This is a genomic window from Streptomyces sp. NPDC021749 (assembly GCF_040640655.1).
In the GTDB taxonomy this organism is placed as follows: Bacteria; Actinomycetota; Actinomycetes; order Streptomycetales; family Streptomycetaceae; genus Streptomyces.
In genome coordinates, this window is the sequence record NZ_JBFACE010000002.1 from 38519 (window position 1) to 56511 (window position 17993).

14 protein-coding genes and 1 pseudogene are annotated in these 17993 nt (G+C 72.8%); 12 read left to right on the forward strand and 3 right to left on the reverse strand.

Features of this window, described 5'->3' with window-relative positions:
• The first annotated feature begins 45 nt into the window (after positions 1-45).
• From AB0G35_RS02015 to AB0G35_RS02055, 9 genes are all read left to right on the forward strand, one after another.
• On the forward strand, positions 46-939 hold the full coding sequence (locus AB0G35_RS02015) for a hypothetical protein (protein ID WP_360942193.1): 894 nt from the start codon (positions 46-48) through the stop codon (positions 937-939).
• A 142-nt stretch (positions 940-1081) separates the two neighbouring features.
• Complete coding sequence (locus tag AB0G35_RS02020) at positions 1082-1885, forward strand: YcnI family protein (RefSeq protein WP_360942196.1); 804 nt, start codon at positions 1082-1084, stop codon at positions 1883-1885.
• 116 nt (positions 1886-2001) lie between these two features.
• Positions 2002-2658 (forward strand): SCO family protein, encoded by a 657-nt coding sequence (locus tag AB0G35_RS02025; RefSeq protein WP_360942199.1) that lies wholly within the window; start codon positions 2002-2004, stop codon positions 2656-2658.
• Entirely contained in the window at positions 2655-3104 is a 450-nt protein-coding gene (locus tag AB0G35_RS02030) for a copper chaperone PCu(A)C (RefSeq protein WP_360942202.1), read from the forward strand. The genes AB0G35_RS02025 and AB0G35_RS02030 overlap by 4 nt, the downstream gene beginning before the upstream one ends.
• Before the next feature lie 55 nt (positions 3105-3159).
• A complete protein-coding gene (locus AB0G35_RS02035; protein ID WP_360942205.1) occupies positions 3160-5430 on the forward strand; it encodes a copper resistance protein CopC in 2271 nt (756 codons plus the stop codon).
• Positions 5430-6749, forward strand: coding sequence for an iron uptake transporter deferrochelatase/peroxidase subunit (gene efeB, locus AB0G35_RS02040; protein ID WP_360942208.1), 1320 nt, complete (start codon positions 5430-5432; stop codon positions 6747-6749). Before AB0G35_RS02035 ends, efeB begins: the two co-directional genes overlap by 1 nt.
• Positions 6750-6935: 186 nt before the next feature.
• On the forward strand, positions 6936-7862 hold the full coding sequence (gene pheA / locus AB0G35_RS02045; protein ID WP_360942211.1) for a prephenate dehydratase: 927 nt from the start codon (positions 6936-6938) through the stop codon (positions 7860-7862).
• 768 nt (positions 7863-8630) lie between these two features.
• Positions 8631-9941, forward strand: coding sequence for a serine--tRNA ligase (gene serS, locus AB0G35_RS02050; RefSeq protein ID WP_360942214.1), 1311 nt, complete (start codon positions 8631-8633; stop codon positions 9939-9941).
• Complete coding sequence (locus tag AB0G35_RS02055) at positions 9938-10768, forward strand: HAD family hydrolase (RefSeq protein ID WP_360942217.1); 831 nt, start codon at positions 9938-9940, stop codon at positions 10766-10768. Before serS ends, AB0G35_RS02055 begins: the two co-directional genes overlap by 4 nt.
• 544 nt (positions 10769-11312) lie before the next feature.
• On the opposite strand, the pseudogene AB0G35_RS02060 reads toward AB0G35_RS02055, so the two are convergent.
• A pseudogene (locus AB0G35_RS02060) lies at positions 11313-11960 on the reverse strand (rhomboid-like protein); the annotation flags it as partial.
• A gap of 8 nt (positions 11961-11968) precedes the next feature.
• Entirely contained in the window at positions 11969-13060 is a 1092-nt protein-coding gene (locus AB0G35_RS02065) for an Lrp/AsnC family transcriptional regulator (protein WP_360942220.1), read from the reverse strand.
• 273 nt (positions 13061-13333) lie between these two features.
• On the opposite strand from AB0G35_RS02065, the gene AB0G35_RS02070 reads away from it, so the two are divergent.
• From AB0G35_RS02070 to AB0G35_RS02080, 3 genes are all read left to right on the forward strand, one after another.
• Positions 13334-14935, forward strand: a complete 1602-nt coding sequence (locus AB0G35_RS02070; RefSeq protein WP_360942223.1) for an MFS transporter — start codon at positions 13334-13336, stop codon at positions 14933-14935.
• Positions 14936-15509: 574 nt separating this feature from the next.
• Positions 15510-15791: a hypothetical protein gene (locus AB0G35_RS02075; RefSeq protein WP_360942226.1), complete on the forward strand. Its 282-nt coding sequence runs from the start codon at positions 15510-15512 to the stop codon at positions 15789-15791.
• A 57-nt stretch (positions 15792-15848) separates the two neighbouring features.
• Complete coding sequence (locus AB0G35_RS02080; protein WP_360942229.1) at positions 15849-16910, forward strand: LysR family transcriptional regulator; 1062 nt, start codon at positions 15849-15851, stop codon at positions 16908-16910.
• On the opposite strand, the gene AB0G35_RS02085 is transcribed toward AB0G35_RS02080, so the two are convergent.
• Positions 16861-17829 carry a MerR family transcriptional regulator gene (locus tag AB0G35_RS02085; RefSeq protein WP_360942232.1) on the reverse strand — a complete coding sequence of 323 codons (969 nt, stop codon included), beginning with the start codon at positions 17827-17829 and terminating at the stop codon, positions 16861-16863. The two genes, AB0G35_RS02080 and AB0G35_RS02085, sit on opposite strands and share 50 nt — an antisense overlap.
• Between the last annotated feature and the right edge of the window lie 164 nt (positions 17830-17993).

Sequence of the window (17993 nt, forward strand, 5' to 3'; positions counted from 1 at the left end):
CCTGCCGTAGGCCGCTGACGGGGGCAGTGGGATGATGGCGCGGCCATGATTGCCCCGCCCGCCTCCCCAGCGCGCGCGGCCGCGGACCTGCGGCTGCTGAGGGCCGCGGTCTTCACCGCGGTCTGTGTCGCGCTGTCCGCGGCCGGGCACATGATCGCTTCCTGTGCCGCCGTTCCGCTGTGGACGCTGGGCGTCGCCGCCGCCGTGGTGTTCGCGGTCGCGGCGCCGCTGGCCGGCCGGGAGCGGTCGCTGCCGGGCATCGCCGCGGGGCTCGCCGTGGGCCAGCTGGCACTGCACTCGCTGTTCGCCTGGGGGCAGGTGTGCGCTCTGACGCCGGCCCAGCGGATGGCGCAGCAGCGGATGCCGCTGGCCGGCATGGCGCCCGGCTCCGGGGGTTCCGGGGCCGGCGCGCTGTCCGACGCGACAGCCGTGGATCTGGCCCGGCACCTGATGTGCGGGCTCGATACGGGCCGGATGGACGGTGCGCGGGCGCGGCGGCTCCTCGACGGGGGCGGCTACGACATGGCCTCCGCCGCCGGTCTGGGCGTGCCCGGCGGGCCGGCCACGGCCGGTGGCGCCGCCGACCCGGGAATGACGCACGGTCTGCTGCCGTCGCTGCCCATGCTGCTGGGGCACCTGCTGGCCGCGCTCGCGGTCGGCTGGCTGCTGCGGCGGGGCGAGGCGGCGCTGTGGCGGCTGGTGCGGCTGTCGGCCCCGACGGCGTACCAACTGGCCTTCCGCGCCCTGCTCGGCGCGGTGCGCGGGGCCCTCACGCTCGTCCGCGCCCTGCTCGCGGGCCTCGGCGCGGCGCACGAGGCCCTGCTGCGCACCCTCGTTTCGTACGGGGATGACAAACCCGGCCCGCAGGGCGCCGCACTCCACCACAGTGTGATCCGGCGAGGGCCGCCTGCCGTGACCCCCCTGGCCCTCGCGGCCTGACGTCACGCGACGCACGTTCCCACGTGGGAGAACCTCCCGTGTCCTGGAGGCACGGGGGAGGGGTACGGGCTCGCGCGGCGTCGCCGTGTGTGCCACCGATCACCGTCACCCGTACCTCTCTCCTTTTAGTGGAGTGCTTTCCATGCCGAACGCGTCGACCATGCCCAGCGAGCCCACGATGTCCGAGACTTCCGCGATTTCCGGAAATGTAAAATTGTCCGGAATTTTCGGTTTCGTGAAGACCCGGCTGCCCCTCGTGGGCGGGATCGCGGCCGGCAGTGTGCTGCTGCTCGCCGGGCCGGCCTTCGCGCACGTCAGCGTGCAGCCCGGTGAGGCTCCCAAGGGCGGCTTCGCCACCGTCAACTTCAAGGTCCCCAACGAGCAGGACAACGCCTCGACGGTGAAGCTCGAAGTGACCCTGCCGACCGACCACCCGCTGGCGTCCGTCATGCCGCAGCCGGTGCCCGGCTGGAAGGTGTCGGTCACCAAGACCAAGCTCGCCAAGCCGATCGAGATGGAGGGCGAGAAGATCACCGAGGCGCCCTCGAAGGTCACCTGGACCGCTGAGGGCAAGGGCGTCGAGCCCGGCCAGTTCCAGCAGTTCCCGCTCTCCGTCGGCCAGCTGCCCAAGGACGCCGACCAGCTCGTCTTCAAGGCCCTCCAGACGTACGACAACAAGCAGGTCGTGCGCTGGATCGAGCCGGCGAAGGAAGGCGGCCCGGAGCCGGAGAACCCGGCGCCGGTGCTCAAGCTCACCGCGGCCGAGGACGACGCACACGGCGCGGGTGCCGACGCCAAGGGCGGCGCCAAGGGCGGCGAGGAGAAGACCGCCGCGGCCGCCGACACCAGCGACACCACGGCCCGCCTCCTGGGCGCGGCCGGCATCGTCGTCGGCATCATCGGCGTCGGCTTCGGCGTGTTCGCCGGCCGACGGCGCAACGCCTGATCGCCAGTACGGGCCGGCGGCGCCCCAGCGCCCCGCCGGCCCCGGCGCCCCGTTCCCCGTGAGCGGGGCGCCGGACCACACCACACAAACGGGATACATCTGCAATGCGTAGCGCAATGCCTAGAAGGGCCCTGCTCGCCTCCGCCGTCGCGGCGGTCACCGCGCTCGGCCTGACCGCCTGCGGCCCGGGAAGCGACGGCGACCGCGACAAGCCGGCCGCCGAGGTCTCCGGGGGCACGGCCGCCAAGCCCCTCGTCACGCTCGACACCCCGATGGAGAAGCCGGACCTGGTCCTGACCGACTCCCAGGGCGCCAAGTACGACCTGCTGGAGAAGACCAAGGGCCACCCCACGCTGATCTACTTCGGCTACACCCACTGCCCGGACGTCTGCCCGCTGACCATGGCCAACATCGCGGTCGCCGTGAAGCAGCTGCCGGCGGCCGAGCAGAAGGACCTGCGGGTCGTCTTCGTCACCTCCGACCCGGAGCGCGACACCCCGGCCGCCCTCAAGAAGTGGCTCGGCGGCATCAACAAGGACTTCGTCGGCCTGACCGGGAAGTTCGACACCATCCAGGCGGGCGCCCGCAGCGTGAACATCGGGATCGAGAAGCCGGTCAAGAAGAAGAACGGCGATGTGGTCTCCACCCACGGCGCGCAGGTCCTGCTGAGCTCCCCCAAGGACGACAAGATCCACTGGCTGGGCATGCAGGAGGCGACCTCCGACAACTACACCACCGCACTTCCGAAGATCGTCAAGGGACAGAACCCGTGAACCGCCGTACCCCCCTCGCCGCCGCCCTCGCCCTGACCGCCGGACTCGCCCTGGCAGGCTGCGACACCGGGGAGGCCGCCCCGCACTTCGAGGTCGAAGGCGCCTACATGCCGCAGCCGGTCACCCAGGACATGGCCGGCGCGTTCTTCACGATCAAGAACAACGGCGCCGCCGACAAGATCGTCTCGGTCACCACCGACCTGGCCAAGGACGTCTCGATACACAAGACGGTCGGCAACAAGATGGAGCAGGTCGACTCGCTGCCGATACCGGCGGGCGGTGAAGTCCGGTTCGAACGCGGCGGCAGCCACATGATGTTCATGGGCCTCAAGTACAAGCCGGCCAAGGGCGACTCGATCGGCGTCACGCTGCAGTTCGCCCACGCCGAGCCCGTCAAGGTGGCCGTCCCGGTCAGGGCCGCCAACTACCAGCCGAAGAAGAGCTAGCGGGCGGCCCGGTAGGCCACAGCACACGCACACACGGCAGTTGAGGGAGCGATCCATGGTCACCACCGGCCTCCGGCCGCGACGGTCCGCCGCGCTGCGCCTGCTCGTCGTCGCGGTGGCGCTGGCGGGCACGCTGCTCGGCGGTGCCGCCCCGGCCTCGGCGCACGCCGCGCTGACCGGCAGCACCCCCGCGCAGGGCTCGGTGGTGGACCAGGCGCCCGAGCAGGTGGCACTCACCTTCTCCGAGGGCGTCGCGATGGGCGACGACTCCATCCGGGTCCTGGACCCGCAGGGCAAACGGGTGGACCGCGGCAAACTGCGCAACCTGTGCAGCAGCAGCACCGTCAAATACGGCACGGGGCTGCCACCGGGCCTGCGCGACGGCACGTACACCGTCGCCTGGCAGGCGGTCTCCGCCGACAGCCACCCGGTCTCCGGCGCCTTCACCTTCTCGATCGGGGCGCCCTCGAAGAGCACCGCCCCGGTGCCCCAGCAGGAGGCCGGCGGCGGCGTGGTCGGGGTGCTCTACGGCATCGCCCGCGCGCTGGCGTACGCGGGCTTCGTCCTGCTGGCCGGCGGCGCCGCCTTCGTGGTGGCCTGCCGGCCGGCCGCCGCCCGGGTGCGGTCCGTCCAGCGCCTGGTCGTCCAGGGATGGGCGCTGCTGACCGGCACCACCCTGGCGATGCTGCTGCTGCGCGCCCCGTACACCGGCTCCGGTGAGCTCGCCGACGTCTTCGACCTCGGCGGACTGCAGCAGGTACTGATCACCAAGCCGGGCGCGGCGCTGGTCTCCCGACTGCTGCTGCTCGCCGCGGCGGCGCTGTTCGTGGCGGTGCTCTTCGGGGCGTACGCGCGGGCGCAGGGGGCGGACGGGACGGACGGGACGGATGCGGCTGACGGGACGGACACGGCTGACGGGGCTGAGCGGACGGACGCGACTGAGGGGGCTGACAGGGCTGACAAGGCTGAGAGGGCTGAAGACTCGGAGAAGGCGGGGAACGCGGAGAACACGGGGGACACGGGGAACACGGGGAACGCTGACGACGCGGTCCGGGCCGGCGGGGGCGGGGCGGCCCGGAGGGCCGGGGACGCCTCCGGGGACGCCGGTGAGGCCGCCCGGCGGCGCAAGGACCTGACGTTCGGGCTGGGCTTCGGCGGGGTGATCGTCGCCACCGGCCTCGCGGCGACCTGGGCGATGGCCGAACACGCCTCGACCGGGCTCCAGCCCGCGATCGCGATGCCGGTCGACGTCCTGCACCTGCTCGCCGTCGCCACCTGGCTCGGCGGGCTCGCGGCGCTGGTGGTGTCCCTGTACTGGGGGCCGCCGGTCGAACGGACCGCCGTCCGCCGCTTCTCCCGGCTCGCGTTCGGCTCCGTCCTGGTGCTGGTGGCCACCGGCCTCTACCAGTCCTGGCGGCAGGTCGGCACCTGGAGCGCGCTGACCGGCACCACCTACGGGCGGCTGCTGCTGCTCAAGGTGGGCCTGGTGGCGGTGCTCGTCGGCATCGCCTGGTTCTCGCGGCGCTGGACGGCGCGGCTGACGGAGGTGCGGGCGCCGGGGCCGGCAGCGGCGGACGCGGCTCCGGACGAGGAGGAGACCGGCGAGGAGGAGACCGGCGAGGAGGCCGGCAAGCTCTCCGAGAAGGCCGTGACCGTGCCGGCGGGGGAACCGGCAGCGGAACCGACGGCGGCGTCCACGACAGCACCAGCGGCGCAACCGACGGCGGCATCCACGGCAGCACCGGCCGATTCCGCCCGCGCCGCCCAACTCGCGCGCCAGCAGGCCGCATTGCGCACCGCCCGCACCAAGCGGCTGCGCGACGCCGACCCCCAGCGGCTGGGGCTGCGCCGGTCCGTGCTGGCCGAGGCGTCGGTCGCCGTGGTCCTGCTGGTGGTGACGACGGTGCTCACCGCCACCGAGCCGGCCCGTACCGAGGAGGCGGTCAAGGCGGCGTCCGGCGGGCAGTCGGCCGCGGTCAACCGGCCGCAGGTCCTCACCGTCCCGTTCGACACCGGCGGCCCGGGCGGCAAGGGCACCGCCCGCATCGACCTCGACCCCGGCCGCAGCGGCAACGCCAACGAGCTGCGGCTGCGGATCTCCGACCCGAAGGGCCGGGCCGAGGATGTACCCGAGGTGAAGATCGAGTTCACCCTCAAGGCCAAGAAGCTCGGTCCGCTGACGGTGGTGCCCCGGCACACCGGCAAGGGACACTGGCGCGCCAGCGGTGTCCTGCTGCCGGCCCCCGGACGGTGGCAGCTCGCGCTGCTCGTACGGACCTCCGACATCGACCAGGTGACCGAGTTCAGGAACGTGAAGATCGGCTGATGAGCAAGCGAACCGCGCAGGCCCCCGAACCCCAGGCCCCCGACCCGCAGGCCCCGGCGCCCGAGCCGGCCGGCCCGCGGACCGCCCTGACGCTCTCCCGCCGCCGGCTGCTCGGCACCGTCGGCGCGGCGGGCGCCGCCGGGCTGGTCGTCGGCGGCGCCGGTGGCGCCCTCGGGACGGCCGCCGCACCGGACGGCGCGCCCGCCGCCGCCCTGAGCTCCGTCGGCTCGACCGAGGTGCCGTTCCGGGACCACCGCGCGAAGCAGCAGGCCGGGATCACCACCCCGCTGCAGGCCAGCGGGCATCTCGTCGCCTTCGACCTGGCGCCGGGCAGTGACCGCAAGGCCGCCGCCGGGCTGCTGCGCCGCTGGTCGCGGACGGCCGAGCAGCTGATGGCCGGCCGCACCCCGGACGCCGACACCGGCGTCGCACTGGACGCCGGCCCGTCCTCGCTGACCGTCACGTTCGGCCTCGGTCACAGCTTCTTCGACCGCACGGGCCTGACGAAGCACCGCCCCGTGCAGCTCGATCCGCTGCCGGACTTCTCCGCCGACGCACTGGATCCGAAGCGCAGCAACGGCGACCTGTGGATACAGATCGGCGCCGATGACGCGCTGGTCGCCTTCCACGCCCTGCGGGCGCTGCAGAAGGACGCGGCCGGCACCGCCCGGCTGCGCTGGCAGATGAACGGCTTCAACCGCACCCCGGGCGCCACGGCGCACCCGATGACCGCCCGCAACCTGATGGGACAGGTCGACGGCACCAACAACCCCAAGCCGAACGACCCGGACTTCGACGAGCGGATCTTCGTCGGGCGGGACGCCGCGCAGCAGTGGATGCGCGGCGGTTCGTACGCCGTGTTCCGCCGCATCCGGATGCTGCTGGACGACTGGGAGAAGCGCTCCCGGCACGAGCAGGAGCGGGTCATCGGGCGCCGCAAGGACAACGGGGCGCCGCTGACCGGCGGTTCCGAGACCACCCCCATGAAGCTCGACGCCACCGGCCCGGACGGGCTGCCGGTCATCCCGGCCAACGCGCACGCCCGGGTCGCGGCGCCGGAGTCCAACCAGGGCGCGGCGATGCTGCGCCGCCCGTTCTCGTACCACGACGGCTTCCGCGACGACGGTGCGCCGGACGCCGGGCTGCTGTTCGTCTGCTGGCAGGCCGATCCGCTGCGGGCCTTCACCCAGGTCCAGCGGAAGCTGGACCGCGGGGACGCGCTCTCGCCGTTCCTGCGGCACGAGGCGAGCGGCCTGTACGCGGTACCGCCGGCCGCGGAGCCGGGCGGGTACGTGGGGCAGCCGCTACTGGAGGGCTGAGGTACCTGAGATACCTGAGATACCTGAGATACCTGATGAGGTGGTCCGGCACGTCCCGGCGCATGGCGTGCCGGGCTGTCCGGCCTTCGGAAGCCCGGTCCGGGGGCCGTAACGGCTCGGTATCGTGGCAGGACAGGGAGAAGATCGGCGGGGTGCCCCCGCAGTCACGCGAGGGAGTCCTCAAGGATGTCGGCCAGCCGCTATACGTATCTCGGCCCCGCGGGCACGTTCACCGAGGCCGCGCTGCGCAGTCTGCCCGAGGCGGCGACGCGTGAGCTGGTGCCGATGGTGTCGGTGCCGGCCGCGCTGGACGCGGTGCGGGCGGGCGAGGCGGCGGCCGCCCTGGTGCCGATCGAGAACTCCGTCGAGGGCGGGGTGACCACGACCCTGGACGAGCTGGCCTCCGGCGAGCCGCTGATGATCTACCGCGAGGTGCTGCTGCCGATCGCCTTCGCGCTGCTGGTGCGCCCCGGTACGACGCTCGACGAGGTCAAGACGGTGACCGGGCATCCGGTCGCCCAGCCGCAGGTCCGCAAGTGGCTGGCGGCCCAACTCCCGGAGGCGGTATGGGAGTCGGCTGCCTCGAACGCGGACGGGGCGCGGCTGGTGCAGGAGGGCCGCTACGACGGTGCGTTCGCCGGTGAGTTCGCGGCCGCGACGTACGGCCTGACGCCGCTGGTCACCGACATCCACGACGCGCAGAACGCGGCCACCCGTTTCGTGCTGGTGGGCCGCCCGGCCCGGCCGGCGGCGCCCACCGGCGCGGACAAGACGTCGGTGGTGCTGTGGCTGGCCGAGGACCACCCCGGTGCGCTGCTGGAGCTGCTCCAGGAGTACGCGGTGCGCGGGGTCAGCATGATGCGCATCGAGTCCCGGCCGACCGGCGAGGGGATCGGGCGCTACTGCTTCTCGGTGGACTGCGAGGGGCACATCACCGACCGCAGGGTCAGCGAGGTCCTGATGGGCCTCAAGCGGATCTGCCGGGAGGTGCGGTTCCTCGGCTCGTATCCGCGGGCGGACGAGACGACGCCGAGCGTGCGGCGGCAGATGACCGACTCGGCGTTCACCGAGGCTGCGGACTGGCTCGCGCGCTGCCTGGACGGGCGGGGCTGAGCTCCCGACGGGTGGGACCGGACGGTGGGCGGGGCCCGGGACGGCGGGCGGGGCCCGGACGGTCGCCACGACCTGCGGCTCTGATCGCCACGACCTGCGGCTTCGGGCGCCACGACCTGCGGCTCTGATCGCCACGACCTGCGGCTTCGGGCGCCACGACCTGCGGCTTTGAGGGGCCTGTGGGTTGTCCACAAAGTTATCCACAGGCCCGGTTCTCGACCTGTGGGTAAGTCGACATGACAGTCGGACACAGTCGACAAATCGCCCTACTGACCCCACATCCGTCCACAGCGCCCCACCTCGGACGCCGTCAGCATAATTCCTGCAGTCCATCCTTTAGAGCGAGGCAATCCCACACGAAAGAGTGCGTGAACGGGGTTTGGACAGAGAATCCATAGTCGAGCATTTCGGAAGCGGAATGATCGCTACCGACTTCCACAGATTCCACGCACAGCCTGTGGATAAATATCCGGGAACCCCTCCCCCCTGTGGACAACCCCGCCGCGAGGGACCGGGAAGGCCACCCCAACTCCCCGCCCCCCTCCAGTGGATCACCTCTCGCGAGCGCCGCGAGCAGCCGCACACCGGATGACTCCACCGCCACTCTCCAGAAGATCACGACACCCGCACAAGGGGCGGGAATGAGCGGGAATTCCCCGCCGGATTCCCCGTACCCCACCAACGGAATAAACCCCACAAATCGGACACATTGCAATGTCGGGGAATATCGCGTCGAAGCGCGGGGCGCGACCCCGGTAGCCTGGTGGTGTGATTGACCTTCGCCTGCTCCGTGAGGACCCCGACCGTGTGCGCGCGTCCCAGCGCGCCCGTGGAGAGGACGTCGCGCTCGTCGACGCTCTGCTCTCCGCCGACGAGCGGCGCAGGTCGTCCAGCGTCCGCTTCGACGAGCTGCGCGCCGAGCAGAAGACGCTCGGCAAGCTCATCCCCAAGGCCACCGGCGACGAGAAGGCCGCGCTGCTGAAGAAGGCCGGCGAGCTGTCCGCCGCCGTCAAGGCCGCCGACGCCGCGCAGGACGAGGCCAAGGAAGAGACCCAGCAGCTGCTGCTCAAGCTCGGCAACCTCGTCCACCCCGACGTCCCCGTGGGCGGCGAGGAGGACTTCACCGTCCTGGAGACGCACGGCACGATCCGCGACTTCGCCGCCGAGGGCTTCGAGCCCAAGGACCACCTGGAGATCGGCCAGGCTCTCGGCGCCATCGACGTCGAGCGGGCCGCCAAGGTCTCCGGCTCGCGCTTCTACTACCTGACGGGCATCGGCGCGCTGCTGGAGCTCGCGCTGGTCAACGCCGCCATCGCACAGGCCACCGAGGCCGGTTTCGTCCCGATGCTGACCCCGGCGCTGGTCCGCCCGCACGCCATGGAAGGCACCGGCTTCCTCGGCCAGGCCGCCGAGAACGTCTACCACCTCGAAAAGGACGACTACTACCTCGTCGGCACCTCCGAGGTCCCGCTCGCCGCGTACCACATGGACGAGATCCTCGACGCCGGCCAGCTGCCGCTGCGCTACGCCGGCTTCTCGCCGTGCTTCCGCCGCGAGGCCGGCACGTACGGCAAGGACACCCGCGGCATCTTCCGGGTCCACCAGTTCGACAAGGTGGAGATGTTCTCCTACGTCGCGCCGGAGGACGCGCAGGCCGAGCACCAGCGCCTGCTGGAGTGGGAGAAGCAGTGGCTGAACAGCCTGGAGCTGCCGTTCCAGGTGATCGACGTCGCCACCGGTGACCTGGGCGCCTCGGCCTCCCGCAAGTACGACTGCGAGGCGTGGATCCCGACCCAGGGCAAGTACCGCGAGCTGACCTCGGCCTCCAACTGCGACGAATTCCAGGCCCGCCGGCTCTCCGTCCGCATGCGCGAGAACGCCGACGGCAAGCAGAAGGTCCGCCCGCTGGCCACGCTCAACGGCACGCTCTGCGCCGTCCCGCGCACCATCGTGGCGATCTTCGAGAACCACCAGCAGGCGGACGGCTCGGTGCGCGTCCCCGAGGTGCTGCGCCCCTACCTCGGCGGCCGCAGCGTGCTGGAGCCTGTCACGGCGGGCCGGGAGTCCAGCGCCAAGTGAGCCGATCAGCTCCGACGGGCACCCCGCCGCTGCCGTACAAGCTCATCGCGACGGACCTCGACGGGACGCTGCTGCGCCCGGACGAAACCGTCTCGGAGCGCACCCGCCAGGCGCTCGCCGCGGCCACCGCGGCGGGCGCGGCGCACATCGTCGTCACCGGCCGTGCGGTGCCCTGGACCCGGCACATCCTCGACGCCCTGGACTACAACGGGCTCGCGGTGTGCGGCCAGGGCGGGCAGGTCTACCACGCCGGTGAGCACCGGCTGCTGACCTCGGTGACGCTGGACCGCCAGCTGGCCGGTCTCGCGCTGTCCAAGATCGAGGCCGAGGTCGGCCCGCTGTATCTGGCGGCGAGCCGGGACGGCCTGGAGGGCGAGGTGCTGGTCGGCCCCGGCTACCGCGTCCAGGAGGGCCCGCTGCCGAACGTCATGCTCGACGACCCCGGCGAGCTCTGGGCGGCACCGATCAACAAGGTCTACCTCCAGCACCCGACGCTGGACGACGACGCGCTGGCGGCGGCCGCCCGCCAGGTCGCCGGTGACCTGGTCGGCATCATGATGGCCGGCCCCGGCGTCGTCGAACTGCTGCCACTGGGCCTGACCAAGGCCACCGGGCTGTCCCTGGCCGCCCGCCGCCTGGGCCTCACCGCCAAGGAGACGCTGGCCTTCGGCGACATGCCCAACGACGTCCCGATGTTCGCCTGGGCCGCCCACGGCGTGGCCATGGCCAACGCCCACCCCGAACTGAAGGCGGTCGCCGACGAGGTGACCGCTTCCCACGAGGAGGACGGCATCGCGGTGGTACTGGAGCGGTTGTACGGGGTGTGAGGGGGCGGCTGTACGGGGTGTGAGGGGGCGGTTGGCTGCGGCGGGGGTTGGTGGCCTGGTTGCCGGTGGTTGGTTATTGGTGGCCGGTGGCCTGGTTGCCGGTGGTTGGTTATTGGTGGCCGGTGGTTGGCGGCTGTTGGCTGGTGACCGGCGGCTGGTGGTTGGTGGCTGGTGGGCAACAGCTACGGAATACCGTTCCCCGCCGCCTTGTTGAGGGCCCCGAGGGGGCGCTCGCGTCCCCTACGGGATCTGTTCGACCCACCCGTAGGGGTTCCGAAGGCCCCCTGAACCCCTAACGCCCGCCCGCGCCCTCGTCTTCCCCTGCTCCCCCTGCTCCCCCTGCGCCCGGCGCGCCCCCCGTGCCAGGCCCGCCCTCGGCTTCGCCCGGGTGGGCTTCCTCGCACAGCGCCGCCGCGCTGCCTGCCTCGCTCACGTCGGCCTCCTCGCACAGCGCCCCCGCGCCGCCTGCCCCTCTCGCCTCGGCCCCCGCGCCGCCCGCCCCTCTCGCCTCGGCTTCCTCGTCCCCGTCCTCACCCGTCACCTCCGCCGCCGGCGTGAGGGGCCAGGCCGCGAAGCCCATGGTCAGGGCGATGGCGTGGCCGAAGTCGGTGAAGGTGGCGCCGGTTGTCAGGGGGATGGCGAAGAAGACCAGGACCCCGGCGAGATAGCCGTAGCGCCAGGGGGAGCGCAGGCGGTACGTCAGCGCTCCGGCGGCGGCCGCCAGACCGTACGAGACGCCGATGTCGACGACGTGCGTCATCGAGCGCGGCAGCTGGTGGCCCTCGATGGCCAGCAGGACGAGTTCCTGACTGGCCAGGGTCGCGGCGACGTGCGCCCCGCCGACGATCAGCAGCCAGCGCCAACTGCCCGTCCAGCGCTCGACGTTGGCATGCACCAGCTCGAACATCACGACGTACAGCAGGAACGAACCGGGGTTCTCGATCCAGAAGCCGCTGATCAGCAGCGAGGGCAGCGGATGCTCGTTGAGTTCGTGGATGTTGCTGCTGGTGCGGTGGATGAGGAACTGGCCCAGCCCCTCCGAGGCGGAGGCGATCACGAGGCTGGTGACGCCGATGATCAGCAGCCAGATGTGGGTGCCGGGGGACGACCGGACCCAGTTCTTCACCCAGATCACGGGGGTGCCCGCGGGCCGCGCCCAGGGATCGCGCGGGGGCTCCAGCAGGATCCTCATCAGCGTCCTCATCGGCGGCGCCCCGTCCACCCGGACGGGCGGGCGGCCGGCGAGCCGGCGACCAGCGGGCCCGGACCCTTGATCTGCCGGATGCGGGGCGCGCTCTCCATCGTCCGTACGCCGGGCAGCGCCGCGACCCGGGTCGTCAGGTACGTGTAGAGCGCCCGGACGTCCCGGCAGAGCACCGACGCGAACAGGTTGTTCGGGCCGGTGGTGGCGCCGGCGAAGGCGACCTCCGGGTGTTCCGCCAACGCCGTCCCGGCCGCGTCGAGTTCGGCGGGCGCGACGGACAGCCAGAGGGCGACCATCACGCCGTACCCGAACTTCCGCAGGTCGTAATCGACGTCGTAATACAGCGCCCCGGTCGCGCGGAGTTCGGCGAGCCGGCGGCGGACGGTGGTGGGGGACCAGCCGGTGACGGCGGCGAGTTCGGCCAGCGGTGCCCGGCCGTCCCGGGCGAGGGCGGTGAAGAGCCGGCGGTCGGCGTCGCCGAGCACCACCGGATCGGCCCCCGGACCGGCCCGCCGCCCCTGGACGTCGGCCCCCGGACCGGCCCCCGGATCGACGTCCGGGGGCGGTGGGGCGAGCCGGGCGGCTTCCTCCTCGGTCAGCGCACCGGACTTGCTGATGAGGCCCTGCGGTCCGCCGCAGAACTCGTGCAGCAGGCAGTGAGCGGTGACGCCGACCACGCTCGGCGTGCGCGGCAGCTTCTCCAGCAGCAGGGCGTCGCTGTGGTCGCTGCTCGCCGCCCGGCAGACCGCGGTGATCTCGGTACCGCCGGACATCAGGCTGACCCACGAGGTGTCCGGGCGGCGGGCCAGTGCCTCGGCGACGGTGACCGCTGCCTCCGGCGCGCACTGCACCCGGACCATCCACTCGACCTCGCCCAACGCCCGCGCGTCGGACAGTCCCAGCACCTTGAGCGCACCACTGGAGCGGTGCCGCCCGTAGCGCCGGGCGACGGTCTGGTCGGACACCCCGAGCACCTCCGCGATCCGGCTGAACGGCGCGCGACCGTCGAGCTGCAGTGCATGGGCCAGCCTGCGGTCGAGGGCGTCGAAACCGCCACCACCCGCGCCGGGCTCCCCGTCGGTTTTCACCGTTCGAGGCTAGCGCGTGTCGGATTGCGCCGCCGGGAGCCCGGTGGCTGGAAACCCCACCGGTACGGAACCGACCGTGGGGTCGCGGTCGAAGCGACGAAGGAAAGAGGACAGGCAGTCATGCACAGCCCATCGCACGGGTCCGGCGGCGGACAACCGTTCATCCACGGTGCACCCCAGACACCCGACAGACCCGGCAGCCCCGGCAGCCCCGGCGGAGGACAACCGGACGGGCACGGCGCGCCCCACGCATCCGACACGGGACAGCCGGGCATGCGCGGCGTTCCCGAGGGGCTTGTCGGCGGTGCGGAGTCGCCGGAGGGCACGCCGGGGGCCGGCCGGGGCGGCAAGTGGTGGCCGCTGGTCGCCATCACGCTGGGCAACTTCCTGCTGCTGGTCGACGTGACGATCGTGAACACCGCGCTGCCCCGGATAGCCGACGGCCTGGGTGCCTCCTTCACCTCGCTCCAGTGGGTGATGGACATCTACGCGCTGGCGCTGGCCGCACTGCTGATGGTCGCCGGGTCGGCGGCCGACCTCTTCGGGCGGCGCCGGCTGTACGTGGCGGGGCTGGCGGTGTTCGCGCTCGCCTCGCTGGCCTGCGGGCTGGCGCCGGGGCCGGGCGTGCTGATCGCGGCTCGGGCCGTCCAAGGGGTGGGTGCGGCGGCGATGTTCGCCACCAACACGCCGCTGTTGATGGCCACGTACCAGGGCCGGGACCGCGGTGTGGCGTTCGGCGTCTGGGGTGGCACCAGCGGGGCCGCGGCGGCGATCGGTCCCGTACTGGGCGGGCTGCTCACCGAGTACGTCGACTGGCGGGCGATCTTCCTGGTCAATCTGCCGCTGACCGCGGTCGCCGTGCTGCTCACGCTGCGCCGGATCCCCGAGTCGTACGGCGAACTCCCGTCTTTGCGAACGGACTTGGGACGGGTGGCCCGCGTCGGCCGGATCGACTGGCCGGGCGCGCTGTCCTTCACCGTGTGTGCGGGCGCACTGACGTACGGGCTGATCCGCGGCGGTGAACGCGGCTGGTCGGAGGCCGGGACGCTGGGCTCGCTGGCGGTCGCGGCCCTGGCACTGGTGGCGTTCCTGGTGATCGAACGGCGGGTGGCCCGGCCGCTGCTCGACCTGGGCCTGATGCGCCGGCCGTCGTTCGTGGCGCTGCTGGCGGCGGCGCTTCTGCTGCAGGCGGCGGCGTTCCCGTACCTGACGTTCGTGGGGCTGTGGGTGCAGAAGGTCCTCGGGCTGAGCCCGGTGCAGGCAGGTCTCGCGGTGATGCCGATGGCGGTGATGTCGTTGCTGGTGGGCGCGCTGGGCGGACGGCACCTGCAGCGGCTGGCGCCGCAACTCCCGGTCGGTGTCGGCCTGTTGCTGACCGGTACGGGCGCACTGCTGCACTGGGTGCTGCTCGGTGCCGGCTCCGGCTGGGCGACGCTGGTGCCCGGCCTCGCGGTGAGCGGGGTGGGCATCGGGATGGCGATGCCGGTGCTGGTCTCGGCGGCGCTGGGCGCGGCTCCGCCCTCGCGCGCGGGCATGGCGAGCGGCGCGGTCAACACCTTCCGGCAGCTCGGCTACGCCCTGGGCATCGCGGTCCTCGGCACCGTATTCGCCGACGCGCTGCACGGCGTACGCGGATCGGCCGCGCGCCCGGTCGTCGTCTCCCGTCAGGCCGTCAACTCCGCCTATGTGACCGGGCTGCGGGACATCATGCTGATCTCCGGACTGGTGGCGGTGGCGGCCGGCCTGCTGGTGCTGGCGGTCGTACGGCAGCGGCGCGCGGGCGACGAGGCGAACGGTGGCGGGCCCGGTGGCGGGCCCGGTGGCGGGCCGGGTGGCGGGCCCGGTGGCAGGGGCGAGGACGCGGGCCGAGGGTGAGGGCGGGGGCGGGGCGGGGGGGCGCGGCTCGTGCGGGGGAGGCCACCGTGCCCGTACCGGCGGATCGGTAGGGGCGGAACGGGGGAGATTTCCGGGTTCCCGTGCCCGGTCCACTACGGGGCGGCCCGGACAGGCCCCGGAGAGCGGCGGTGCCTCGTCTCGTCCACGCGGCCGAGGAATCGGCGCTCGCCGCACCGGATCCTGGAATCCGGCCCGCGGAACCGGCCCGTGAACCGACCCGTGGAACCGGCCCGCGGAACCGGCCCGCCGACGGAACGAAAGGACCCCCGCATGGGCGCCCGGAATGTACGCCCCGAGACCTCCTCCTCCCCCGCCGCCGACTCCACTTCCGTTCCCGCTTCCGACCTCGCTTGCGTTCCCGCTACCGATCCCGCTTGCGTTCCCGCTACCGATCCCGCTTGCGTTCCCGCTTCCGATCCCTCCGTGGGCACGCCGCCGCTCGCCCCGCGCGCCCTCGCGGCGCTCCGCCGCACGAAGTGGCTCGTCGGCGGCTATCTCGGCCTCAGCGTCCTCACCCTCGCGGCCGTCGTCGCCCTGCGCGATGACGGCCGCGATGGTGAACGACGCCGTCTGGGTGCGCACCGTCATCGTCGTCGCCAGCGCGGTGCTGCTGTTCGTCTCCGCTCTCCGCGCGGCCCGGGGCTCCCGCCCGGCGTACCGCCGCGTGCGGATCCTCTCCGGCGTCATGCTGGGGGCCATCGCGGTGATCGTCGCGGTCCCCGGTGCCTTCCCGATGTGGCTGAAGATCGAGCAGGGGGTCTGCGGCATCGCCCTGCTCGGCGTCGCACTGATCGTCAACGGCCGCCGGCTGCGGTCGTCGTTCACCGCGAGGTGAATCGTCCGCCTCATCCGGCGGGTGGGGCGGTGCGGTGGCGCGGCGTACCGTACCCGGGTGACCCTCGATGATCTGCGCGCCTTCGTGGCGGTCTGCGAAGCGGGCAATCTCAGCGCCGTCGCCCGTGATCTGGGCTGCACCCAGTCGGCCGTGAGCCAGCGGATCAAGCGCCTCGAACGCGAGGCGGGCATCGCGCTCCTGGAACGCCGGCCGCGCGGGGTCGCCCCCACCCAGGCGGGCCGGATCCTCCAGCGCGCCGCGGCGGACGGCCTGAGCGGGCTCGATCTGGCGCTACGACAACTCGCCGATCTGCGGGCGGGCGACGGCGGCACCGTACGGGTCACCACCGGCGCGACGACCGTACGGCACTTCATGTCCGAGGCCGTGGTCGCCTTCCGCGGCCGCCATCCGCACGTCAACCTGGAGTTCCGGACGGAGAGTTCGAGCCGCCGCTGCTTCGAGGCGGTGGCGGACGGCGGCTCCGAACTGGCCTGGATCACCATCGGTCCGGCGGTGCGCGGCATCGAGCAGCATCCGGTGATCGGACTGCCGTGGGTGCTCGCCGTACGCAGCGATGATCCGCTCGCCGCCCGGGAGCGGATCGAGCCGGAGGAGTTGGCCGGCATCCGACACATACGGCTGCCGGAGAACTCCACCTCCCGGATGCGGCTCGACGGACACCTCAACCATCGACTCGACGGACATGTCAGCCATCGGCTCGACGGGCACCCCGGCCATCGGCTCGACGGGCACCCCGGCCATCGGCTCGACGGGCACCCCAGTCATCGACTCGGCGGGCCCCTCAGCGATCAGGAGCCGCCTTACGGGGGAGGCTCCGGCGCCGTGCCGCCGCCGAGCACCACCAGTGTCGCCGACTGGGACACCGCCCTGCTGCTGGCCGAACTCGGCGTCGGCCCCGCGGTCGTCCCCCGGCCCCCGGGCCTTGGCGCCACCGCCCATCCCTCCCTGCGACTGGTCCCTATCCCCGCGCTGCCGCCGCTCGACACGGGGTGGGCGGTGCGTCAGTGGGACGCCCTGAGCCCGGCGGCGGTGGCGTTCGCGGAGACCGTCACGGCGTGTCTGGGGCGGCCCGCACCACCGGTTCCTGAATCTCCGTGACCCATTTCTCCTGGTCCGGCGGGCACTCCAGGTAGAGCTCACGGGCGTACCCGGCGGAGCGGTAGCCGTTCGCGTCGATCCAGTGGGCCAGGTTCTGCGCGGTGGGCAGGATGCGGCTCATCGGCCCGCGGTGCACCACCGTGGCGGCGCATTCCAGCCCGGGCAGCGCGACCACGTCGAAGCCGAGGCCGGTCGCCGTGGGGGTGCCGGTGGCCGGGGCGTCCGCCCCGCCGCACCGGGCCCCCGCCCTGGCCAGCGCCTCCGCGGTGACCGTCAGCCCGGCGTGCACGACGACGGCGCCGGGGCCCGGCTCGTTGGCCGCGGCGGCCGCCGCCACCGCCGTGGCCGCCGCGCTCCCCGGTCCGTCCCCGTAGTCCCCCGGCACGGCCTCGTAATACGCCAGTCCTGGTCCCGCCGGGGTGACACCGGCCGCCTCCAGGCGGGCGCACAGCTCCGCGTAGAGCGGCTGGATCACCGGGCCGATGTCCTCGGGCCCGTAACTGGCGGCGATCCCGCTCAGTTCCGCGAGCAGCACCGTCCCGGTCGGCTTGACCACCACATCGTCGGCAGACATGTGTCCCTCACTCTCGATGGTGCGGAGCCTCGCCTCGACCTGTGCCAGCCGTTCACCGGCCGCCGTCAGCGTCGCTTCCAGCTCCGCCCGGCGCAGCCGCAGCATGCCGCGCAGTTCCGGCACGCTCACCTCCTCGGCCAGGATCGCCCCCACCTGCTGGAGGCTGAATCCGAGGTCCTTGAGCGCGATGATCCGGTTGAGCCGGGCGAGCTGGGCCGCTTCGTAGTGGCGGTAGCCGGTGACGGGGTCGGTACGGGCCGGGCACAGCAGCCCGATCGCGTCGTAATGGCGCAGCATGCGCGCCGACACGCGTCCGTACTGGGCGAAATCTCCGATGCTGAACATGACGCCTTCCAGTGGAGTGCTTTCCACAGTGTCAAGGTCAAGAGCGGTGGTCCACCGGATGGGGTACGGGGACTACGGCCGTGGGCCATGCCAAGATCCACGCGGTGGTGGCGGGCGGAACGAGCGGGCGGTGCACGCCGAACGATCAGCGGGGCGGCCGTGTC